This window comes from Streptomyces sp. NPDC090445, assembly GCF_044769385.1.
Taxonomy (GTDB): Bacteria; Actinomycetota; Actinomycetes; order Streptomycetales; family Streptomycetaceae; genus Streptomyces.
Genome location: NZ_JBIVXV010000004.1, coordinates 310,006 through 330,263, shown reverse-complemented (window position 1 = coordinate 330,263; position 20,258 = coordinate 310,006). Strand labels below are relative to the sequence as shown.

Sequence of the window (20,258 nt, the reverse complement as noted above, 5' to 3'; positions counted from 1 at the left end):
ACGCACCGTTGGAACGCCGACCGACTCCCTGTTCTCCTGCGCAGGATCACAGGTATACGCGCGATCCGTGTAACCGCACGCGAAGGTGAGCAAACGTTGAATGGTTTCGATGGGGCCGACGCGTGCAGTTCGTTCGCCCGGAAGGTTCGGGCGATTTCCGGCATTACCGCTCGATGGGCTGATCACTGTGTTCAGACAGTGGTGTGCCAGATGGATGCACCTTGGCACGAGGGAGACCTGACACTCGGTTTCGCAGCGGAGGACGCGCCGGATACGCCGGTGTGGCTGCATCTTGCGCGGATCCGCTACCTCCGCATGGAGGATTTCCGGGAGGCAGGACCGTGCTTTGTCGATGGCATCCACGTCTCGGTGCTGCCCGCCGCACGATCCGACTGGCCGGCCGAGGCGCGCATCCACGAGCTTCGGGGCTGGGAAGGCAAGGGGGGCGAGGTCGACCTGGAGTGCGAGATGGCGTGGGTCACGATTTCCGGTCCTTGGAGCCTGGAAGCGATCGCGCAGATCATCAATGTGTCCGTCACTCCGCCGGAGCTGCCCAGCATCTCGGCTTGACCTCGATTCGCCGGCCGCATCCGTCCGGGAGCCGGGCTGCCAAGCCGGCTACCCGAACTGTCCGTCTGCTGAGGCGGTGCCGTCTTCCTCGATGGATTCGACGTCCGGCATCGATGCGAGGGATTCCAGCTGGTCCGGGTCGAGGCGGGCGGCGAAGCCGTTCAGGGTGTCGCGGTAGACGTGGAGCGGGTGGACGCCCTCGACCCGGCCCGCGACGTCGAGCGGGTCGAGCGCCCGGTCGACGGTCACGATGTACGTGGGCCAGTCTGCCGGGACGTCAGGAACCTCGCGGATCTCGCGGACCTCGCGGGCTGCGGGGCCCGCCGGGGCGGTGGCGGCGGTGGCGGGCAGGGCGGTGGCGGCTGCGGCGGCCAGGGCGGCGGCGAACGCCGCCGGGAGGGCACGCCCGAGGCTGGTGCGCATGGTCCGAGGCGATCACGCCGGCCCGGCCCGGGTCAACGACGTCCGGCGGCGCGGCGGCGGTCTCCGGGAGCACACCCCGGAGTGCGCCCCCGGGCGGCGGCACCGGCCGTACGGGTGGATTCGCCGGACCCGCCAAGCCCCCGGGAGGCGACGGGGAAGCCCGCCCCAGCCCAGGGGAATCGTTTTGCCGACCGGCGCGCGCCCGCTCCCCCGCCCCCGTGCGCCGCCCTCGGCCGAACGGAGCGGGCCGTTCAAGTCGGGGCCGCGCGGCCACCGATGCAGGGAAGGGCCCCGCCCGACGCCGTATCCGGCGGGGTGACGGCCCCTCGTGACGGCCTGCCCACCGGACCCACCCCCAGGAGCCCCCGCCCATGCGCCTGCTCGCGCCCCTGACGACCACCGCTGCCGCCCTGCTCGCCCTCGCGCCGGCCGCGCTCGGCCCGGCGGCCGCCGCGGACACCCCCGAGCCCGTCCCGGTCCCGCTGCACACCTCCGCGAACGCGATCCCCGGCCAGTACATCGTCACCCTCGACAAGACCGCCGACCCGGCCGCGGTCGCCGCGGTGTCGGGCGTGAAGCCGTCGTTCACGTACTCCAAGGCGATGCACGGCTTCGCCGCACCCCTCACCGCCGCCCAGCTCAAGGCGATCCGGGTGCTGCCGGGCGTGACCTCCGTGGAGGAGGACGCGGCCCTGACCGCCCCGCCCGTCCCGGCCGCCGCCGTGCCCGCGCCGCGGGTCGCGGCCACGTCCTGGGGCCTGGACCGCATCGACCAGGAGCAGCTGCCGCTGGACAACGCGTTCACCGTCCAGGGCAACGGCGCGGGCGTGACCGCGTACATCCTCGACACGGGCATCGACTTCGCGCACAGCGAGTTCGGCGGCCGCGCCAAGGCCGGTTTCGACGCCGTCGGCGACGGCCGGGGCGGCCTGGACTGCCACGGCCACGGCACGCACGTCGCGGGCACGGTCGGCGGCCGTACGTACGGTGTGGCCACGAAGGTGAACCTGGTCAGCGTCCGCGTCCTCGGCTGCGACGGCAGGGGCACGTACTCCGGGATCATCGCCGCCCTCGACTGGGTCGCGAAGAACGCCAAGCAGCCCGCCGTCCTCAACGGCTCCCTGGGCGGCGCCCGCTCCAGCGCCGTCAACACCGCCGCCGACGCCCTCTTCGACGCGGGCGTCCTCCCCGTCTTCGCGGCCGGCAACGAGGCGCAGGACGCCTGCAACGTCTCCCCCGCCTCGGCGTCCCGCGCGGTGACGGTGGCGGCCACCGACCGCTACGACCGGGAGACGGACTTCTCCAACTTCGGCCAGTGCGTCGCCCTCTTCGCTCCCGGCCAGGAGATCGTCTCCGCCCGCCTGTCCGGCGGCAGCGTGTCCCTGGACGGCACCTCGATGGCCGCCCCGCACGTCACCGGCGTGGCCGCCCTCTACAAGGCGGCGCACCCCGCCGAGTCCCCGGACCAGGTGGCCGGCTTCCTGGAGCAGCGGTCGACGAAGGACATCCTGGCCCGCCTCAGCTACAACACCCCCAACCGGCTCCTCAGCACCGCCGGCTACTGACGCCCCTCGGGGCTGACGCACAGCTCGAACCACACCACCTTGCCGACGCCGCCGGCCCGCGGGTACGCACCCCACTCCGCGGCCAGCGCGGCGACGATCGCGAGCCCGCGCCCGGCCTCGTCCTCGGGCGCGGCCGCCCGCGGCGCGGGCAGGGACCGGTTCGCGTCGAGGAACTCCACCCGCAGCCGGTCGCCGCACCAGCCGCCCCGCATCCACACCTCGCGCCCGGCGGGCACCCGGGCGTGCCGGCAGGCGTTCGTCATCAGCTCGCTGACGAGCAGCACGGCGGTCTCCAGGGTGTCTTCGGGGAGCTTCCACTCCCGGACCTCGTGGGTGAACAGGGCCCGCGCCAGGCGGACGCTGCGGGGGCTTCGGACGAAGCGGTACTCAAAGGTGTGGTCCATGATCCGCACCCTCCCGCCCGGCCCCGCACCCCGACGAGACACGGCCCCGGAGGCGGGCCCCCTGTACCCCCGCAGTACCCGGCGGGGGTACGGCGCCGAATGGCCCGTCAGCCGAGGTGCGTGCACGCTGGAAGGGTGCGTACCGAGACACCCGACACGGCCACCGGCGCGCTCTCCAGATTCCTGGAGAACCCCGTCGTCGGGATGTCGCCGTGGATCGTCTTCTCCCTGCTGGTCGGACCGGGACGGTTCGAGCTCGCGGTCGGGCTGTCCCTGGCGGCGGCCGTCGTCCTCGTCGTCCTGGGCCGCGTGGTCAACCGGGGCAGCTCCTGGAAGCTGCTGGAGCTGGCCGACGTGGTGTTCTTCGGCGCGATGACCGTCATCGGGGCCCTGGCGAGCGACGGCACCCTCACCTGGCTGGAGACGTACGCGGGCGAGGTCGCGAACTTCACCCTCACCGCGATCGCCTTCGGCTCGATGGCCGTGGGCGTCCCGTTCACGCTCCAGTACGCCCGCGAGCAGACCGACCCGGCCATCTGGCACACGCCCGCCTTCCTCCGCACCAACTACATGATCACGGGGGCGTGGGGGCTCGCCTTCCTGGTGGCCGGCCTCGCCGGACTCTACGGCGACCTCATCCTGCGCAGCCCGGACAACATGTGGACCAACTGGATCATCCAGATCCTGGCGATCGTCGCCGCCCTCCGGTTCACCGTCTGGTACCCGGACGTCGTACGGGCCCGCGCCGCCCGCGAGTCGAAGGGACTGGGCCGTGAACCGCCGAACCGCGCCTCGCTGCTGCTCCCGGTGGCCGGCCTGCTGGTGCCGGTCGGCATCGCGGTCCTGGTCTTCGACGCCAACGTGTGGTGGCTGGGCGTGGCCCTGATCGTCGGCGGCAGCCTCCTGACGAAGGTCCTGCACGCACGCAGTTGAGGCCGCCCGCGGCACTTCGGCCAAAGTGCGCTCGATCGTGTGATCGATGGTCCGGGGCATCCCCGGCCGGGTATGGGCCGGGCGAGCAACGGCAGGCCGAGGGGCGGGGCACGATGAGCGAGGCATGGCGGTACGGCGGCAACCAGATCAAGCTCTGGCGCACGGAAGCGGGCAAGTCCCGCGCGGAACTGGCCGAGGAGGCCGGTTACGCCGCCGAGTACGTGAAGTCGATGGAACAGGGCCGCCGCCGCCCGAGCCTCCACCTGTTCCAGATCGCGGACTCCATGTTTGCGGCCAGGGGCAAACTGGCGGCCGGCGCGGACTACATGAGGCCGGAGACAGAGACGCATCCGCCCGAGGAGTACATGGCCACCGAGGCCGACTGCCTCGCCCTCTTCTCGTACGAGCCACTGTTCATTCCCGGCCTTCTGCAGACCGAGGAGTACATGCGGGCCCTCATGAACCAGGCCTGCCCACCGGCGGATGACGAGACGATCGAGGAACGGGTCCGCTTTCGCCTTCACCGGCAAGCGACGATGGCCCGCCGCGTGACCACTCACTACGGGTTCACCATCTACGAGGCTGCCCTGCGCACCGGGGTCGGCGGCACGGAAGCCATGCGACGACAGCTGTTCCACCTGCTCGAAGCGGCCGAAGCGCGAAATGTCAGTGTCCAGGTGCTGCCACAGGGGCACGCTTTCGCTCCCGCCCTTCGAGGACCACTGGTCCTGTTGGAGACCCAGGACCACCAGACATGGGCGTGGTGCGAAGGACAGAACACGAGTGTGATGCACGCGTCTCCGGCGGAAGTCAGCAAGCTGAGGCAGACACATGGGAGGATCCGCGCGGACGCCCTCAGCGCCACGGACTCAGCTGAGTTCATCAAACGACTCGCGGAGGAGCTATGAGCACTCGACTCGCGCGGCTCAAGTCAAGCTACAGCGACGTCCAAGGCAGTGCCTGCATAGAAGTCGCCCTCGACTGGCACAAGTCGAGCTACAGCAACAACGAGGGCCAGCTCTGCGTCGAGGTGGCGGCCTGTGCCCACGCCGTCCACGTCCGTGACTCCAAGCTCGGCGAGGACGGCCCGACCTTCGCCGTCCCCGCCGAGGCCTGGCAAGCCTTCCTGAGCCGGATCAGCTGAAGACGACGGACCGCAGCTTCAGCCGCTCAGAGCCGTAGCCGGTGAAGGGCCGCAGGGTGAACCGGTCGCCCTCGCAGTCGGGTTCGGTGAACACGGTCGCCGTGGAGTTCGTCCGGTTGCGCGGTGAGTGGGCGGGGCTGCTGGAGCCCGGGTCGGCGACTTCCGGCAGGGTGAAGCACTCGCGGCTCACCGGGTTCTCCAGAATGCCGACCTGCGGGCGACCGTCGAGGCCGGAGTAGACGTATGTGAATTCGCCCGTGGCGGCGACGGCGGACGTGGGGATCGTCAGGACAAGGGTCAGCGCACCGAACGCGGCGGCGGCAGCATTGCGAAGACGCATGGTTGGGGGTTCCTCTCACAAGGAGCAAGCAACTACGTGCGGGAACCACCTTTCCGGCGGGGCGTACCGGAGGTCACTGCCGGTCGGCGCCGAATCGTTCCGCTCTCCCCCGAACGGCCCAGCAGGCGTCAACTCCGGTCGTACACCGTCACCGCGACGCCCCGCTCGGACAGCGCCTTCGCAACCAGCGGTTCGACGCGCGACCACTTGCCGCCGGCCAGCCCGCACCCGATCCGCGGCATGTGGACGGAGGCGCCCAGCTCCAGGGCGTGATCCCCGAGAGCGACCAGGCAACGCTCCAGAGCGTCATAACGGATCGGGACGCCCGCGCTGCCGGTGCGGATGCCGCGCTGGCCGACCATGTTGGCGACCCAGGTGTCGTCCTTGACCCGGACCAGCCGGACCGCGCCCAGCCCGAAGTCGTTCTGCGCCCGGCCGCGGTGCCAGGCCCGGAAGTCGGCCTCGGGCTCCGGCCAGCGCTTCGACAGGGCCAGGACGAAGCCCTTGCCCCAGCCGCCGATGTCGTTGCAGACATGGGCAATGATCTTCGGCCCCTTTGCCTGCGGGCTCGTCGCATCCCCGTCAATGATCCTCAGCGGTGTCATGGCCATCATCTCCCCACCGTAATCGGGACCACTGACAGCACCGCCCCTACCTGAACCGGTCTCCCGCGAACCTCTTCAGGGCCGCGTCGACCCGGGCCCGTGGCAGCGGCAGGAACTGATCCTTCGCGTCCAGCAGGAGCACCCTCAGCTCCCCGCCGGACGCCGCCACGCGGAAGCGCCACGTGTGCGAGTACCGCGAGGCCGCACCCTCCCGCAGCCACACGACCAGCTGGTGTCGGCTGGGGTCCCGCAGGTCAGTGCTCCTGCGGGTCACCAGGTGAATGTCCTCCCACGGAATGTCCAGGCTGCGGCCACGTATCTGCAGCGTGAAGTTCTGCCGGTCCAGGACCAGGGCGCACCTGTCCCGGGCGAGGAACGGCATCGTGAAGACGACGAGCAAGTCCGAGTAAAAAAGGAGCAGGAAACTACCCTGCCCGGCCGGCAGCAGACTGACGGAGAGGACAAACAGCAGGGTAGAGGACACCACCCCGACGGCCAGGGTGCGCCAGCCCGGCACACTGCCCTCGAACCGAGCCCCGTCCTCGTCGTCACGGACGATCCCGTGCTCGGGACGCGGATGGGGATCCCAAACATGCGGGGCGAAGCGCTCCAGCGCCGACTCGACCTCGGCCCGCCGGGCGCCGAGGAAGAACAGGTCGCACACGACCACCCCACCCAGCCGGGGGACCCACCACGGCAGGCCCCACCGTGCGGCCTGCCTGTCCGCACCACCCGGGTCGAGCGGCCGCACGAACAGCGCCCCGTTGGACGCTTTGCCCCGCCGCCACGACACGACGCCCACCTGTGCGACGGCGCTCCACGGCCAGTGGGCCGTACGACCCCGATGCACGTAGGTCACGCCCTCCGCGTCCAGGGTGAGAGCACCCGGGAAGCAGAGGCAGAACACCGGGGGAAGCACAGGGACGAACAAGAACAGGGTCCACAGCAGCAGGCGCACCCCATCGAGGACATCGAGGTGCCGGGTCGAGTCGGTCAGGACCAGCACCGCCGGTGCCGCCGCGACAGCGGCGAGCAGAAACGCAAGCACGGCGAGCCGCGCCCGCCGCGTGGTGCGGTGGAACCCCTGGCCGGGAGCGGAAGTCCGACGCAATCGCCGCCGAGCCGCGTACGGCGGCGGGCGCTCCGCCTCCGGGGCGGGCTTCCACACCGGTCCGCCGAACCGCTCCAGCACCTTGCCGATCTGCTCCGGCGTGCAGTCGAGCCGCGAGACGTCGGCGGCGATCACCCCGCCGAGGCGGCGGGACCGCCGAGCACGACCGAGGAACAGGTAGCTGCGCCTCGGGGTGTCGGGCAGCAGGTTCAGCACCAGGTAGTACGTCCCGCGGGTGCGGGAGAACAGGTGCGGGCACCAGGCCAGCCGGGCTTCGGAGATCCGATGCCACGCGTACCGGTAGCGGCGGCGGGGCTGGCCGGGCTTCCCCCGAACGAGCACGACCTCGTCGGCGGAGACCTCCAACCCGTAGGGCTCCAGGAAGCGCCGAACACCCAGCCAGCCGACCAGCACGACAAGGAGCAGGGAGGAACTGACAATGGCGTTTCCAATCCGCGCCTGAATCCCTTCGGTCGACTGCCCGTTCCGCTCTGCCCGCGACAGCTCCGCCGTGAGGGTCGTGACGTCTCCGTAGGCGGCGAGGCTCCAGGTGGCGACGAGGGCTGCGAACAGGCCTGCCACAAGCAACAGCATGCGCCCGCCGTTCTTGCGGCGGACGTATCGCACGGCCGGCTCCTCGGCATCCGGGTCGGGATCCGGGCCCGGCTCGGGCCGGGCCGCCCGCTCCGGCTTCGCCAGGTTGGGCCGGTAGGCCGGATTGCGGGCCACTCCAAGACTGCCCGCGGTGTTGAGGTCGCTCTTCTGGGGCTCCGGGAGGCCTCGGGCGACGAGCCGGGCGCGGGCCTGCTCGTACAGGGTGTTGAGGTCGATCAGGGCCGGGCCGTCGGCCACGCCGTGCTCCAGGACACGGAGCAGCTCCCCGGTGAACGCGGTGTTCCGTGCACCCTCCTCGGCCCTGGCGATGGCGTGGGCGGCCGCGAGGAGGCAGACGCCCTCGACCTTCGCGTGGGAGGCGAGGTCCGTGCCGCCGCTCATGGCGTTGACGGCGAACCCGCTGTAGCAGCAGTCGAGGACCACCACCCGGCGCAGGGACGGGGCCTTCATGACGGCGGGGCGCAGGTGGCGGTACTCGATCCCGGTGTACGGGTCCCCGGTCCGGGTGCTGGGGAGCCCGAGGAACAGCTCGTCGGTGTCGGGGTCCAAGAGGCCGTGGCCGGCGAAGTAGACGAGGAGGGTGTCGGTGGCCTGGGCTGCGGCCGCGCGGATGGCGTCGAGGACCTCTGCCGGGGTGGACGGCTCGGGAAGCACGGTGCAGTGGGCCGCCGGCAGGTTCCAGGAGGCGCGGCTGGTCAGCAGCGTCCGCAGGTCGGCGAGGTTGGAGGCGACATGCGGCAGCTTCGGCAGGTCGAGGTAGTCGCCGACACCGATGAGCACGGCACGGGAGGCGGCCGGGTCTGGCAGCGGCATGGGCCGCCCTACGCCCCCGGCTCGCCGGTACCACCGAGCCCGCCTGCCGCGTCAGCCGCTGCAGTGTCGGCCCCGTCGGCCCCGTCGGCCCGGACGGTCACAGCAGCCTCGGCCGAGTCGGCCGCCCCAGCAGGGCGGGCCGTGATGTCCGCCCCCGCGGGCCTGCCCGTCGAATCGGCCCCTTCGACTGGGGCAGGGGCGGCAGGCTGGTCCAGCAGGGCCACGGCCTGCCGGAGTTGGGCTTCGTCGGCACCGGCAAGGACGATCTCCAGATCGCCGCGCCGAACCGTGACCACCGGCGGGTTCGGGCGCGTCCCCCGCCAGGCCGCGACGGCCACCCCGAGCGAAGCGGCGGACCAGCCGCTCCCGACGACCAGGGTCACCAGGTCCAGGATGTCGCCCATGTCCCCCGGCCGGGGCTCCTGCCCGGCCAGCTCGATGCGGGCGGTCCGGCGCAGCTCGGGATCGCGGGAGAGCCACTTGTACAGCGAGCGCACCTCGGCCCGATCACCCCGGACTTGCAGATCGATGCGCATGAATCCCCCTCATTCACCGCCCGGCAGTCGTGCACCGGAAGCCACCGGATGCCACCGGACTCCCATCCTGGCACCGCAGGCCGGGCCGGACCCGGGAAACGGCCACATCGGCCGGTGGTCGTCTGCGGGCTCGTTGTGGCCGGTCGCGCAGTTCCCCGCGCCCCTTCCGTCGGGGTGCTGCAAAGCCCTGGCAAGGCGCAGCCGGGGCCTGCTGCTCCGACGGGGCCGTTCCGGGTCTCGTCCCCCCTGGCCGTTCCTCTGGGGCTTCCCGGCTGTCTGTTGGCATTCCGGGGCGGGTCGGTCTGTCAAGGGTGGCCGAAGGCCATCGCTTCAGCGACGCGACGACGAAGGAGGAGCGCCCTTTACAGGGCGGCCCGCACCGGAAGGACAATGGGCAGCCGGGAAACCCCCGGACACCTCTCCGCCCCCGCCCGACGGGCACCCCGCCCGGCCCCGCCCCCGCCCCGGCCGGTCAGAGGTACTCGCGGGCGAACTCCACCGCCCATTCCACGGCGGCGATCGGGACGCTGCCGGACGCCGGGTCGAGGGCGAGGCGGGCGTCCTCCCAGCCGCGGCCGTGCTCGCGGTAGATCGCGAAGCGCCCGTCCACGAAGGTCCCCGGCCCGCGGCTCGGCCGGTGCGGCCGTACCAGGAACTCGATCGCCCGGTCGTCGCCGTCCGTGCCCACCGTCGTGATCGTCATGTCGCCTACTGCGAAATCCACCGCTCCACCTCTCCGTGCCGTCCCCGCCCCGTCCCGGAGGTCCAGCCTCCGCCGGGACACAGCCGGCCCGCATGAGCCCGCGTACTCAGGTGGCGTACTCAGGTAATCCACACGGCCTGCCCGCCCACAGACCCCACCCACCAGTAAGTGACGAGCGCAACACGCGCCGCGCTCACCCGCCGCGACCCGCGGATTCCGCAGGCGGAGCCGGACCCCGGCCCGCGTTTCCAAGGGCGGACCGCACCCCCACCCACCTGTTACGGAAAGCAGACATTTCCACCGCCATCCTGCAGCGCGAATTCCTCCGCCGCCCACCCCCCGGACCCTTAAGCTCCTGTTATGCAGGTGATCCAGTCAACGAAGCTCGCCAATGTCTGCTACGAGATCCGCGGCCCCGTCCTCGAAGAGGCGATGCGGCTCGAAGCAGCAGGTCATCGCATCCTCAAGCTCAACACCGGCAACCCCGCAGCCTTCGGCTTCGACTGCCCGCCGGAGATCCTTGAGGACATGCTCCGCAACCTGGGCAGCGCCCACGGCTACGGGGACGCGAAGGGGCTGCTCTCCGCGCGCCGCGCGGTCATGCAGCACTACCAGACCAAGGGCATCGAGCTGGACGTCGAGGACATCTACCTCGGCAACGGCGCCTCCGAGCTGATCCAGATGGCGATGCAGGCGCTGCTCGACGACGGCGACGAGGTCCTCGTCCCCGCACCGGACTACCCGCTGTGGACGGCCGCCGTGTCGCTGGCCGGCGGTACCGCCGTCCACTACCGCTGCGACGAGCAGTCCGACTGGATGCCGGACCTGGCCGACATCGAGCGCAAGGTCACCGACCGCACCCGCGCGATGGTCATCATCAACCCGAACAACCCGACCGGCGCCGTCTACGACGACGAGATGCTGCGGGGCCTCACCGACATCGCGCGCCGCCACAACCTGATCGTCTGCTCCGACGAGATCTACGACCGGATCCTGTACGACGGCGCCACCCACACGAACACCGCCGCGATCGCCCCGGACCTGCTGACCCTCACCTTCAACGGGCTCTCCAAGAACTACCGCGTCGCCGGCTACCGCTCCGGCTGGATGGCGGTCTGCGGCCCGAAGAAGCACGCCGCGTCCTACATCGAGGGCCTGACGATCCTGGCCAACATGCGCCTGTGCGCGAACATGCCCTCGCAGCACGCGGTGGCGACGGCGCTGGGCGGCCGGCAGTCCATCGAGGACCTGGTGCTGCCCGGCGGGCGGCTGCTGGAGCAGCGGGACACGGCGTACGACCTGCTCACCCAGATCCCGGGCATCACCTGCGTGAAGCCGAAGGGCGCGCTGTACCTGTTCCCGAGGCTCGACCCGGCCGTCTACAAGATCAAGGACGACCGGCAGATGGTCCTGGACCTGCTGCGGGCCGAGAAGATCATGGTGGTGCACGGTACGGGCTTCAACTGGAGCGAGCCGGACCACTTCCGCATCGTGACCCTGCCGAACGCGACGGACCTCGCGGACGCGGTGACGCGGATCGGCAACTTCCTGGACGGCTACGGCCAGCCGTAACCGACGGCTACGGACGGCTACGCCCAGCCGTAACGGACGGCAACGGCCAGCCGAAACCGACGGCGACGGCAACGGCCCGCCGAAACGGAGACCCCGCCCTCCCCACACCATGGCACCCGGCCCGGAGCCTGCGCGGCCCCGGGCCGGGGCCGGTCAGGGGCGCCCGGCCAGGTCCCGGGGAGCCGGGTCCGGGGCGAGGGCGGCGGCGTGCGCGTCCATCCGCTCGGCGGCGAGGATCGCGACGGTGGTGTCGGCACGGGACGCGGCCACGACGAGCGCCCGGCCTGCGAGGTCGTGGGCGCGCCGGTGGAGGGCGGCAGGGTCCGCCTCCTGCGCCCGGGGCGCACGGACGGGCTCGCTGCCGCGCAGGCGCGTGACCTGGGCGGCGATCCGGGCCCCCTCGCCGTCGAGACCCAGCTGGTCGGTGACGGTGAGCAGGGCGGAGAGGTGGCCGGCGAGCTGGTGGTCCAGCGCTTCGGCCCGGGTGCTGTGCGGATAGCTGCCGCGGCCGTCGTGGCGGCCGTCGTGGCTGCCGGCATGATGGCCGCCCACACGGTGGACGGCCGGCTTGGTCCGGATCGGCTCGTACATGAGGTGGCCTCCTGCGGGTCAGGAGACCATCCTACATTGGATTCATTCTAAAATTGAGCTCGATCCTGAATGACCTCCGCGGGCGTGTACTCCGCAGGCGTGGGCTCCGCCCGCGTGAACTCCGCCGCCGCCACCCCGCACCACGGCACCGCCGCCGCCTGCCACACCGGGCCGACCGCCTCCCCGCGCTCCACCGCGCCGGGGGCCACCCCGGGCACCTTCACCAGCGCCTGCGCCGCGCGCCCGCCCGGCACCGGCTCGGCCTGCTCCCGGAACTCGACCGTGACGACGTACGCGCCGACGCCCTCGGGCCGGCCCACCGCCTCCACGGCCGCCACCACCCGCCGGCTCGCCGCGTCGACCCGGCACCCGGTGACCCGTACGTCCGCCACCGCAGCCCGGGGCGGCGGCGCGCCGCCCGAGCCGTCGCCGGCCCACACGTACAGGCCCAGCGGGGCGAACACCAGCAGGGCGGCCACGGCCAACAGGCCGACGACCCAGCCCTGCCACTTCACCGCGCTCATGCTCATGCTCACGCTCACGCTCCCGCTCACGCCACGGCCATGCCCCGATCCTGACGGCCCGCCGCCCCCGCTGCCAGCACCCACGGATTCATACGGCATTTCGAAGTGGGACCACCCGGTAACCCGGCGTTCACCCAACTCCTCGCGGAATGTGGGTTTCCGTGAGCAGGCTGCCTCCCGTGAGACGCATCCTGGCAATCGTGCTGGGTGTCCTCCTGCTCGGCGGCGTAGCAGCCGTCATCCTCCTGGAAGGCACCGAGCCCACGGCAACGAAGACCGTGGAAGGCGTCATCGGATCCGAGAAGGCGGAGTTCTTCCGCGACCCCGATGTCGTCAAGGCCCTGAAGAACAAGGGCTACACCGTGAAGACCGAGACGTCCGGCTCCTGGGCCATGGACCGGCTCCCGCTGAAGAAGTACGACTTCGCGTTCCCCTCCAGCAGCGAGCCCGCCCCGGAGATCGAGACCGCGGCCGGCATCAAGGGGGCCCAGACCACGCGGCCGTTCTTCTCCCCGCTCGTCGTCATCGCCCGCGCCAACGCGGCGAAGGTCCTGGCCGACAACGGCCTGGCCAGGATGACCGGCAGGAACTCCGGCACGCTCCTGATGGGCCCCTACCTCAAAGCCGCCGGGGAGGACCGGACCTGGCAGCAGCTGCCCGGCTCCACCGCCCACCCCGAACTCACCGGCACCGTGTTCATCAAGACCACCGACCCGGCCACCTCCAACTCCGGCGCACTGTTCCTCGCCGCCACCTCCAACGTCGCCAACGACAACAAGGTCGTCGCCGACGACACGGCGATCGGGCGGACGGCCCCGCTGATGCGGAAGCTGATCTCCGTCCAGGGCGCCCTGGAACCGAGCACCGACGACCCGTTCCGCTCCTTCATCAGCGGCAGCGGCGAGCCGCTCATCCTCGCCTACGAGGCCCAGGTCGCCGCCCTGGTCCAGCAGAAGCAGGCCCCCGCCGACATGGTCGTCCTCTACCCGGACACCACCGTCAACTCCCCGCACACCTTCGTCCCGATCAGCGAGGCCGCCCGCGAGCTCGGCACCCTCCTGGCCACCGACCCCGCGCTGCGCAAACTGGCCGTCCGGCACGGCTTCCGGCCGCAGGACGGCGTGCCCGAGTTCACCGCCGCAACCGCCGCGCACGGCGCGTACCTCAACCCGGAGCTGACCGGCATCCGCCAGGTCGGCGCACCCACCGTCAAGATCCTCACGGCGCTGGCCGAGCGCGCCAAGGGCTAGGGGGACCCACACATGACACTCTCACCTCCCGAGGACGACCCGCTCGTCCTCACCGCACCCGAACCCGTGCCCGCCGTCCGGCGGGAGCAGGCCTCCGGCCTCGTCCCGCTCGACGACGCCGTCCGCGCCGAAGTGGCCCGCCGGGCCGCGGAGTACGCCGGCTCGCTCACCGGGATCGACCCGCGCTCCCCCGAGTTCGCCGCCCGGATCGGCGAGGTCACCGGGCTCGGCGCGGCCGACATGCGCACCGCCGACCGGCAGTCCAACCGGATGCTGGAGCGGGCCGTGCGCGCCCTCGGCTCCGAGGGCGGCGACCCCCAGGCGCGGGTCGCGGGCTCGCTGGTCGAGCTGCGCCGCACCGTCGAGGACCTCGACCCGCGGGACACCCCGGGCCGGGGCGCGCGCCGCCTGCTGTCCAGGCTGCCCGGCGGGAACCGGTTCCGCGACCACGTCGCGAAGTACGCCTCCGCACAGGCCACCCTCAACCGGATCGTCGGCGCACTGCGCAGCGGTCAGGACGAGCTGCGCCGCGACAACGCGGCCCTGCACACGGAACGGGCCCGGCTGTGGGAGACCATGGGCCGGCTCCAGGAGTACGCGCTGCTGACCGAGGCCCTGGACACCGCCGTCGAGCAGCGGATCGCCGAGGCCGCGTACGCCGACCCGGAGACGGCAGGCCCGCAGGCGGCCGACGCGCTCCGCGCCGACGTGCTGTTCCCCGTCCGACAGAAGCACCAGGACCTGCTGACCCAGCTCGCCGTGTGCGCGCAGGGCTACCTGGCGATGGACGTGGTCCGGCGCAGCAACGAAGAGCTGATCAAGGGGGTGGACCGGGCGGCGACGACCACCGTGTCGGCACTGCGCATCGCGGTGATGCTCGCGTCGGCCCTCGACAACCAGCGCAAGGTGACCGAGCAGGTGAGCGCCCTGCGCTCGACGACCGAGGACCTGATCCGCGGGAACGCCGAGATGCTGGCCACGCAGAGCGGGGAGATCCAGCGGATCGCCGCCGACCCGGCCGTGGGGGCCGAGACCCTCCGGGCGGCGTTCGGGCAGATCTACGAGACGCTGGAGGCGATCGACACGTTCAAGGTGGAGGCCGCCGAGACCATGGCCGCCACCGTCGACGCCCTGAGCGGGGAGCTGCAGACGGCCTCCGCGTATCTGGCGCGGGCGCGGGCGCGGGCGGGGGCGGCCGATGCCGTCGAGGGGGGTGCGCTGTGAGCGGGGCCGGGGTGTGCCGCTGCGCGGGGCCCTTCCCCACCCCGCCCCTTCCCGAAACTGTGGGCTCCGCCCCCAGACCCCCGCGCCTCAAGCGCCGGCGGGGCTGGATGGGGCAGGAGCAGGGACTGGGGCAGGGGCGGGGACTGGGGCGGGGGCGGGGGCGGGGTCGGCTGAAGCTGCTCGTCGGGCTCGTCTGTGTGTCGCTGGTGGGGGCGGCGGGGTGTACCTCCGACGAGTCGGCCGGGTCGGGGAAGACCGCGAGCGCGTACAAGGACGGCACGTTGCGCGTGCTGGCCTCCAGCGAGCTCTCCGACATGGAGCCGGTGCTGAAGGCCGCGAAGAAGGCCACCGGCATCAGCGTCGAGCTGACCTGGTCGGGCACCCTGGACGCGGCCGAGGAGGTCGCCTCCGGCAAGGCCGACGGCAAGTACGACGCGATCTGGCTGTCCTCCAACGACTACCTGCGGCTGCGGCCCGAGGCGGCCGTGAAGATCGGCAGCGAGACCCCGGTGATGTCCTCGCCGGTCGCGCTCGGCGTGCGCCCGGACGCGCTGGCCCGGCTCGGCTGGAAGCCCGAGGAGGTCACCTGGTCCGCGGTGCACGAGGCGGTGGCCGCGGGCAGGCTGACGTACGGGATGACCGACCCGGTGCGCTCCAACTCGGGTTTCTCGGCGCTGGTTTCGGTGGCGTCCGGGCTGTCGGGGGCGCAGGCGGCGCTGTCCGACGCCGACGTGAAGACGGCCCAGCCCAAGCTGAAGCAGTTCTTCGCCGGGCAGAAGCTGACCTCCGGCTCCTCCGGCTGGCTGGCGACCGCGTACGCCAAGCGCGGGGACGTGGACGCGCTCGTCAACTACGAGTCCGTGCTGCTGGCGATGAACCGGGACGCGAAGACGGACCTGACGGTGGTCCGGCCGCGCGACGGGGTCGTCACCGCCCCCTACCCGCTGACCCTGCTGACCTCTGCGCCGGCCGGGGCCCGCGAGTCCGGGCGGTCCCTGACCGACTGGCTGCGCGGCACCGAGGCGCAGAAGCTGATCACGGAGAGGACCTTCCGGCGGCCGGTGGCGGCCGGGGTGGCCCCGGCGGGCGGGCTGAACCCGGAGAAGCGGCGCGAGCTGCCGTTCCCGGGCAGCCGGCAGGTCGCGGACGGGCTGCTGGCCTCGTACGAGAACGAGCTGCGCCGGCCCTCGCGGACGGTGTACGTGCTGGACACCTCCGGTTCGATGGCGGAGGGAAACCGCATCGGCCGGCTGCGGGACGCGCTCACCGAGCTGACGGGAACCGGGAACTCGGGTCCCGGGCAGCGGTTCCGGGACCGCGAGGAGGTGACGCTGCTGCCCTTCGGCGACAAGGTGAAGCAGGTCCTCACCCACGTCGTGGAGCCGGGGAACCCCGGTCCGGCGCTGGACGGGATCCGCAAGGACGCGGGCGCGCTGCGGCCCGAGGGCGGCACGGCGGTGTACGCGAGCCTGCGGGCGGCGTACGAGCACCTGGGGAAGGGCAACGCGGACGCGTTCACCTCGATCGTGCTGATGACCGACGGGCAGAGCGGGGACAAGGCGAAGGACTTCGAGTCCTTCCACGCGGCCCTGCCGGAGGCGCAGCGGCACACCCCGGTCTTCGCGGTGCTGTTCGGGGATTCCGACCGCAAGGAGCTCACCCGGATCACCGAGGTGACCGGCGGGCGCCTCTTCGACGCCACCGGCGGCAACAACTCGCTCCGCGGGGCCTTCGAGGAGATCCGTGGCTACCAATAGGACAACCAGCAGAGCCGGGACAACCAGCAGGGCGCTCCGCTGCCTGGAGTCGAAGAAGAACCTGGCCGGCTCCGCCTGCGGGGTGGCCGGGGTGGCCCTCGCCCTCACGGGCGCGGCCGGGGCCTACTGGCCGCTGGTGGTGGCCGGTCTGTACGGGGCGGGGGCGCTGGTCGCCCCGCCCGAGCGGCCGGCACCGCCCCCGCCGGCGGGGCTCACCGAGCAGCTGAACGGGGTGCGCGAGCAGTTCGGGCGGCTGCGGGAGTACCTGGCCGCGGTGGAGCTGCCGGAGCCGGCCGGGAGGCGGCTCGCCGAACTCGTCGAGCTGTACGCGGCCCTGCTGGATCCGGGCTGGGTGGCGGACGTGCTGGCCGGGGAGCCGGAGCTGGTGCACGCGCTGTCGCGGGCGATCGAGGTGGACGTGCCGGAGTGCGTGGACACCTTCAACCGGACCCGGTGGTGGACCCGGCTCACCCCGGGCGGGGAGTCGCCGGAGCGGCACCTGGAGCGGCAGCTGGAGCTGCTGCACGAGGAGGCGGAGCGGGTGGCGGCGGACCTCCGCGAGACGGAGGCCCGCCGCCAGCAAACGCACACGGCCTACCTGGAGGAGCGCGGACGCTCCTGACAGGCAGGCCGTGGCTGCGGTGGGAACCGCTTGGTCGGGGGCTCCCACTACGGTGGGAAACCGCTTGGTCGGGGGCTCCCACATCTTCGGGCCCTGTCAGGCAGGGCGGTTATGGCCGGCCCTGCCGGGGCAGGGCGGTCATTCGGTTCAGCCCAGGCGCTCGACCAGGGCGTGGTACTGGTCCCACAGCTCCTTCGGCGTGTGCGTGCCGTAGGTGTTGAGGTGCTCGGGGACCAGGGCGGCCTCCTCGCGCCAGACCTTCTTGTCGACGGTCAGGAGGAAGTCGAGGTCCTCGTCGGCGATGTCGAGGCCGTCGAGGTCGAGGGAGGCCTTGGTCGGCAGGATGCCGATCGCGGTCTCGACGCCCTCGGCGGTGCCGTCGAGGCGGCCGACGATCCACTTCAGGACGCGGCTGTTCTCGCCGAAGCCCGGCCACACGAACTTGCCCGCGTCGTTCTTGCGGAACCAGTTCACGTAGTAGATCTTCGGGAGCTTCGCGGCGTCCGCGGCGGCGCCGACCTTGATCCAGTGGGCCATGTAGTCGCCCATGTTGTAGCCGCAGAACGGCAGCATGGCGAACGGGTCGCGGCGCAGCTCGCCGACCTTGCCCTCGGCGGCGGCGGTCTTCTCGGAGGCGATGTTCGAGCCGATGAAGACGCCGTGGTTCCAGTCGAAGGACTCGGTGACCAGCGGGACGGCGGAGGCGCGGCGGCCGCCGAAGAGGATCGCGGAGATCGGGACGCCCTTGGGGTCCTCCCACTCGGGGGCGATCGTCGGGCACTGGGCGGCCGGGACGGCGAAGCGGGCGTTCGGGTGGGCGGCCGGGGTCTCGGACGCCGGGGTCCAGGGGTTGCCCTTCCAGTCGATCAGCTCGGCCGGGGGCTCCTCGGTCATGCCCTCCCACCAGACGTCGCCGCCGTCGGGGGTGAGCGCGACGTTGGTGAAGACGGTGTTGGCGTACATCGTCTTCATGGCGTTGGCGTTGGTGTGCGCGCCGGTGCCGGGGGCGACGCCGAAGAAGCCGGCCTCGGGGTTGATCGCGTAGAGGCGGCCGTCCTCGCCGAAGCGCATCCAGGCGATGTCGTCGCCGATCGTCTCGACCTTCCAGCCGGGGACGGTCGGCTCCAGCATGGCCAGGTTCGTCTTGCCGCAGGCGGACGGGAAGGCGGCGGCGACGTAGCGGGCCTCGCCCTGCGGCGGGGTGAGCTTGAGGATCAGCATGTGCTCGGCCAGCCAGCCCTCGTCGCGGGCCATGACGGACGCGATGCGCAGGGCGTAGCACTTCTTGCCGAGGAGGGCGTTGCCGCCGTAGCCCGAGCCGAAGGACCAGATCTCGCGGGTCTCGGGGAAGTGCGAGATGTACTTGGTGGTGTTGCACGGCCACGGCACGTCGGCCTCGCCCTCGGCGAGCGGAGCGCCGAGGGTGTGGACGGCCTTGACGAAGAACCCGTCGGTGCCGAGCTCGTCGAGGACGGCCTTGCCCATGCGGGTCATGGTGCGCATGGCGACCGCGACGTAGGCGGAGTCGGTGATCTCGACGCCGATCGCGGACAGCTCGGAGCCCAGGGGGCCCATGCAGAACGGGACGACGTACATCGTCCGGCCCTTCATGGAGCCGCGGAAGATGCCCTTCTCGCCCGCGAAGATGTCCTTCATCTCCGCCGGGGCCATCCAGTGGTTGGTCGGGCCGGCGTCCTCTTCATTCTCGGAGCAGATGAAGGTCCGGTCCTCGACGCGCGCGACGTCGGACGGGTCGGAGGCGGCGTAGTACGAGTTCGGGCGCTTCGACTCGTCGAGCTTCTTGAAGGTGCCCTTGGCCACGAGCTCCCCGCACAGGCGCTCGTACTCGGCCTCGGAACCGTCACACCAGACGACACTGTCGGGCTCGGTGATCGCCGCGATCTCGTCGACCCAGGCGATCAGGTCCTTGTGGTTCGTCGGGACGGAAGTGGGAGCCGCGTTGTCGCGCGCCACGATTGCTCCTTGTTGAGGGATTTGTTTGGTGTATGCCCCGTGGGGGCTGCGACCCGGACGCTTCGCGCTCTGCTCATCCGGTGCCGACCGCACTCATCTGATCATCCGGTGCATGTGCGCATATGTCCAGAGGGCCTCTCACGTGAGCATCGCCACTCCCGTCAATCTTCCGTAAAGCAGATCGCCGAAAACCTACGGGCCCGTAGGTAGCTACGGACCCGTAGGTAGCATGACGACCATGACTTCTGATGCCGCAGTCACGCCGGAGGCCGCCGCAGTCACGCCGGAGGCCGCCGCCGCCGGGCCGGCCGCCACAGCAGCAGCACCGGAGGCCAAGCCGCTCATGCGCGGCTGGCTGCACACCGGAATGTTCCCCGCCGTGGTCGTCGCGGGTCTGGCGCTCATGGCCTTCACGGACTCGGCGGAGGCGCGGATCGCCTGCGGCGTCTACATCCTCACGGCCTGCCTGCTGTTCGGCATCAGCGCCGTGTACCACCGCGGCACGTGGGGCCCGCGGGGCGAGGCCATCCTGCGCCGCCTCGACCACGCCAATATTTTTCTGATCATCGCAGGGACGTATACCCCGCTCACGGTGATCCTCCTCCCGCCCTCCACCGGACGGACGCTGCTGTGGGCGGTCTGGCTCGCGGCCGCCGCCGGGATCGCCTTCCGGGTCTTCTGGGTCGGCGCCCCGCGCTGGCTCTACACCCCCTGCTACATCGCGATGGGCTGGGCCGCGGTCTTCTTCCTGCCCGACTTCCTGCGCACCGGCGGCATCGCCGTCCTGGTGCTGGTCATCGTCGGCGGGCTGCTGTACAGCGCGGGAGGGGTCATCTACGGGATCAAGCGCCCCAACCCCTCCCCGCGCTTCTTCGGCTTCCACGAGGTCTTCCACTCGCTGACGCTCGCGGCGTTCGTCGCGCACTACGTCGGCATCTCGCTCGCCGCGTACCGGCACTGAGCGAACGGGCGGGCCGCCCGG

21 protein-coding genes are annotated in these 20,258 nt (G+C 71.7%); 11 read left to right on the top strand and 10 right to left on the bottom strand.

Going from position 1 to position 20,258, the window contains the following annotated elements; all coding sequences use genetic code 11:
* Nucleotides 1-96 precede the first annotated feature (96 nt).
* Complete coding sequence (locus ACIQUT_RS12385; protein ID WP_403562174.1) at nucleotides 97-570, top strand: hypothetical protein; 474 nt, start codon at nucleotides 97-99, stop codon at nucleotides 568-570.
* Between the two features lie 48 nt (nucleotides 571-618).
* Here ACIQUT_RS12385 and ACIQUT_RS12380 read toward each other — a convergent pair whose 3' ends face one another.
* Nucleotides 619-993, bottom strand: a complete 375-nt coding sequence (locus ACIQUT_RS12380; RefSeq protein WP_403562172.1) for a protease inhibitor I9 family protein — start codon at nucleotides 991-993, stop codon at nucleotides 619-621.
* A gap of 371 nt (nucleotides 994-1,364) precedes the next feature.
* On the opposite strand from ACIQUT_RS12380, the gene ACIQUT_RS12375 reads away from it, so the two are divergent.
* Entirely contained in the window at nucleotides 1,365-2,558 is a 1,194-nt protein-coding gene (locus tag ACIQUT_RS12375; RefSeq protein WP_403562170.1) for a S8 family peptidase, read from the top strand.
* On the opposite strand, the gene ACIQUT_RS12370 is transcribed toward ACIQUT_RS12375, so the two are convergent.
* Nucleotides 2,552-2,962, bottom strand: a complete 411-nt coding sequence (locus ACIQUT_RS12370; RefSeq protein ID WP_403562168.1) for an ATP-binding protein — start codon at nucleotides 2,960-2,962, stop codon at nucleotides 2,552-2,554. The genes ACIQUT_RS12375 and ACIQUT_RS12370 overlap by 7 nt on opposite strands.
* Before the next feature lie 135 nt (nucleotides 2,963-3,097).
* Here ACIQUT_RS12370 and ACIQUT_RS12365 point away from each other — a divergent pair, with 135 nt between their 5' ends.
* The 3 genes from ACIQUT_RS12365 (at nucleotide 3,098) to ACIQUT_RS12355 (ending at nucleotide 5,039) form a co-directional block, all read left to right on the top strand.
* Nucleotides 3,098-3,895, top strand: coding sequence for a hypothetical protein (locus tag ACIQUT_RS12365; protein ID WP_403562167.1), 798 nt, complete (start codon nucleotides 3,098-3,100; stop codon nucleotides 3,893-3,895).
* Between the two features lie 113 nt (nucleotides 3,896-4,008).
* Nucleotides 4,009-4,803, top strand: a complete 795-nt coding sequence (locus ACIQUT_RS12360) for a helix-turn-helix domain-containing protein (RefSeq protein WP_403562166.1) — start codon at nucleotides 4,009-4,011, stop codon at nucleotides 4,801-4,803.
* Nucleotides 4,800-5,039 (top strand): DUF397 domain-containing protein, encoded by a 240-nt coding sequence (locus ACIQUT_RS12355; protein ID WP_403562164.1) that lies wholly within the window; start codon nucleotides 4,800-4,802, stop codon nucleotides 5,037-5,039. Before ACIQUT_RS12360 ends, ACIQUT_RS12355 begins: the two co-directional genes overlap by 4 nt.
* On the opposite strand, the gene ACIQUT_RS12350 is transcribed toward ACIQUT_RS12355, so the two are convergent.
* The 5 genes from ACIQUT_RS12350 to ACIQUT_RS12330 all read right to left on the bottom strand — a co-directional run bounded on the left by ACIQUT_RS12350 (nucleotide 5,032) and on the right by ACIQUT_RS12330 (nucleotide 9,783).
* Nucleotides 5,032-5,379 (bottom strand): hypothetical protein, encoded by a 348-nt coding sequence (locus ACIQUT_RS12350; RefSeq protein WP_403562162.1) that lies wholly within the window; start codon nucleotides 5,377-5,379, stop codon nucleotides 5,032-5,034. The two genes, ACIQUT_RS12355 and ACIQUT_RS12350, sit on opposite strands and share 8 nt — an antisense overlap.
* Nucleotides 5,380-5,507: 128 nt before the next feature.
* On the bottom strand, nucleotides 5,508-5,984 hold the full coding sequence (locus ACIQUT_RS12345) for a macro domain-containing protein (protein WP_403562506.1): 477 nt from the start codon (nucleotides 5,982-5,984) through the stop codon (nucleotides 5,508-5,510).
* Between the two features lie 46 nt (nucleotides 5,985-6,030).
* Nucleotides 6,031-8,523: a caspase family protein gene (locus ACIQUT_RS12340; protein WP_403562160.1), complete on the bottom strand. Its 2,493-nt coding sequence runs from the start codon at nucleotides 8,521-8,523 to the stop codon at nucleotides 6,031-6,033.
* A gap of 8 nt (nucleotides 8,524-8,531) precedes the next feature.
* Complete coding sequence (locus tag ACIQUT_RS12335) at nucleotides 8,532-9,059, bottom strand: hypothetical protein (protein WP_403562158.1); 528 nt, start codon at nucleotides 9,057-9,059, stop codon at nucleotides 8,532-8,534.
* Nucleotides 9,060-9,531: 472 nt separating this feature from the next.
* Nucleotides 9,532-9,783 carry a hypothetical protein gene (locus ACIQUT_RS12330; protein ID WP_403562156.1) on the bottom strand — a complete coding sequence of 84 codons (252 nt, stop codon included), beginning with the start codon at nucleotides 9,781-9,783 and terminating at the stop codon, nucleotides 9,532-9,534.
* A 339-nt stretch (nucleotides 9,784-10,122) separates the two neighbouring features.
* Here ACIQUT_RS12330 and ACIQUT_RS12325 point away from each other — a divergent pair, with 339 nt between their 5' ends.
* The gene (locus ACIQUT_RS12325; protein ID WP_403562154.1) at nucleotides 10,123-11,334 is read left to right on the top strand and encodes a pyridoxal phosphate-dependent aminotransferase; all 1,212 of its coding nucleotides are present in this window, start codon (nucleotides 10,123-10,125) and stop codon (nucleotides 11,332-11,334) included.
* A gap of 153 nt (nucleotides 11,335-11,487) precedes the next feature.
* On the opposite strand, the gene ACIQUT_RS12320 is transcribed toward ACIQUT_RS12325, so the two are convergent.
* Both ACIQUT_RS12320 and ACIQUT_RS12315 read right to left on the bottom strand, forming a co-directional pair.
* Nucleotides 11,488-11,925 carry a hypothetical protein gene (locus tag ACIQUT_RS12320; protein ID WP_403562152.1) on the bottom strand — a complete coding sequence of 146 codons (438 nt, stop codon included), beginning with the start codon at nucleotides 11,923-11,925 and terminating at the stop codon, nucleotides 11,488-11,490.
* 47 nt (nucleotides 11,926-11,972) lie between these two features.
* Nucleotides 11,973-12,461 carry a hypothetical protein gene (locus ACIQUT_RS12315; protein ID WP_403562150.1) on the bottom strand — a complete coding sequence of 163 codons (489 nt, stop codon included), beginning with the start codon at nucleotides 12,459-12,461 and terminating at the stop codon, nucleotides 11,973-11,975.
* A 167-nt stretch (nucleotides 12,462-12,628) separates the two neighbouring features.
* Between ACIQUT_RS12315 and ACIQUT_RS12310 the strand changes: the two genes are divergently transcribed.
* The 4 genes from ACIQUT_RS12310 to ACIQUT_RS12295 all read left to right on the top strand — a co-directional run bounded on the left by ACIQUT_RS12310 (nucleotide 12,629) and on the right by ACIQUT_RS12295 (nucleotide 17,302).
* Nucleotides 12,629-13,699: a hypothetical protein gene (locus ACIQUT_RS12310; RefSeq protein ID WP_403562148.1), complete on the top strand. Its 1,071-nt coding sequence runs from the start codon at nucleotides 12,629-12,631 to the stop codon at nucleotides 13,697-13,699.
* Nucleotides 13,700-13,711: 12 nt separating this feature from the next.
* Nucleotides 13,712-14,923 (top strand): toxic anion resistance protein, encoded by a 1,212-nt coding sequence (locus tag ACIQUT_RS12305; RefSeq protein ID WP_403562146.1) that lies wholly within the window; start codon nucleotides 13,712-13,714, stop codon nucleotides 14,921-14,923.
* A 107-nt stretch (nucleotides 14,924-15,030) separates the two neighbouring features.
* Nucleotides 15,031-16,680, top strand: coding sequence for a substrate-binding domain-containing protein (locus ACIQUT_RS12300; protein WP_403562144.1), 1,650 nt, complete (start codon nucleotides 15,031-15,033; stop codon nucleotides 16,678-16,680).
* Complete coding sequence (locus ACIQUT_RS12295) at nucleotides 16,667-17,302, top strand: hypothetical protein (RefSeq protein WP_403562142.1); 636 nt, start codon at nucleotides 16,667-16,669, stop codon at nucleotides 17,300-17,302. Before ACIQUT_RS12300 ends, ACIQUT_RS12295 begins: the two co-directional genes overlap by 14 nt.
* 147 nt (nucleotides 17,303-17,449) lie before the next feature.
* Here ACIQUT_RS12295 and ACIQUT_RS12290 read toward each other — a convergent pair whose 3' ends face one another.
* Entirely contained in the window at nucleotides 17,450-19,276 is a 1,827-nt protein-coding gene (locus ACIQUT_RS12290) for a phosphoenolpyruvate carboxykinase (GTP) (protein WP_403562140.1), read from the bottom strand.
* Nucleotides 19,277-19,505: 229 nt separating this feature from the next.
* Between ACIQUT_RS12290 and ACIQUT_RS12285 the strand changes: the two genes are divergently transcribed.
* Nucleotides 19,506-20,237 (top strand): hemolysin III family protein, encoded by a 732-nt coding sequence (locus ACIQUT_RS12285; RefSeq protein WP_403562138.1) that lies wholly within the window; start codon nucleotides 19,506-19,508, stop codon nucleotides 20,235-20,237.
* Nucleotides 20,238-20,258: the final 21 nt, after the last annotated feature.

What these genes read in the sequence shown, in the direction of transcription:
- ACIQUT_RS12355 (WP_403562164.1), top strand. Translation starts at nt 4,800, where the DNA reads ATGAGCACTCGACTCGCGCGGCTCAAGTCAAGCTACAGCGACGTCCAA.
- ACIQUT_RS12370 (WP_403562168.1), bottom strand. Translation starts at nt 2,962, where the DNA reads ATGGACCACACCTTTGAGTACCGCTTCGTCCGAAGCCCCCGCAGCGTC.
- ACIQUT_RS12350 (WP_403562162.1), bottom strand. Translation starts at nt 5,379, where the DNA reads ATGCGTCTTCGCAATGCTGCCGCCGCCGCGTTCGGTGCGCTGACCCTT.
- ACIQUT_RS12305 (WP_403562146.1), top strand. Translation starts at nt 13,712, where the DNA reads ATGACACTCTCACCTCCCGAGGACGACCCGCTCGTCCTCACCGCACCC.
- ACIQUT_RS12375 (WP_403562170.1), top strand. Translation starts at nt 1,365, where the DNA reads ATGCGCCTGCTCGCGCCCCTGACGACCACCGCTGCCGCCCTGCTCGCC.
- ACIQUT_RS12345 (WP_403562506.1), bottom strand. Translation starts at nt 5,984, where the DNA reads ATGACACCGCTGAGGATCATTGACGGGGATGCGACGAGCCCGCAGGCA.
- ACIQUT_RS12335 (WP_403562158.1), bottom strand. Translation starts at nt 9,059, where the DNA reads ATGCGCATCGATCTGCAAGTCCGGGGTGATCGGGCCGAGGTGCGCTCG.
- ACIQUT_RS12380 (WP_403562172.1), bottom strand. Translation starts at nt 993, where the DNA reads ATGCGCACCAGCCTCGGGCGTGCCCTCCCGGCGGCGTTCGCCGCCGCC.
- ACIQUT_RS12285 (WP_403562138.1), top strand. Translation starts at nt 19,506, where the DNA reads ATGACGACCATGACTTCTGATGCCGCAGTCACGCCGGAGGCCGCCGCA.
- ACIQUT_RS12360 (WP_403562166.1), top strand. Translation starts at nt 4,009, where the DNA reads ATGAGCGAGGCATGGCGGTACGGCGGCAACCAGATCAAGCTCTGGCGC.
- ACIQUT_RS12300 (WP_403562144.1), top strand. Translation starts at nt 15,031, where the DNA reads ATGGGGCAGGAGCAGGGACTGGGGCAGGGGCGGGGACTGGGGCGGGGG.
- ACIQUT_RS12320 (WP_403562152.1), bottom strand. Translation starts at nt 11,925, where the DNA reads ATGTACGAGCCGATCCGGACCAAGCCGGCCGTCCACCGTGTGGGCGGC.
- ACIQUT_RS12325 (WP_403562154.1), top strand. Translation starts at nt 10,123, where the DNA reads ATGCAGGTGATCCAGTCAACGAAGCTCGCCAATGTCTGCTACGAGATC.
- ACIQUT_RS12340 (WP_403562160.1), bottom strand. Translation starts at nt 8,523, where the DNA reads ATGCCGCTGCCAGACCCGGCCGCCTCCCGTGCCGTGCTCATCGGTGTC.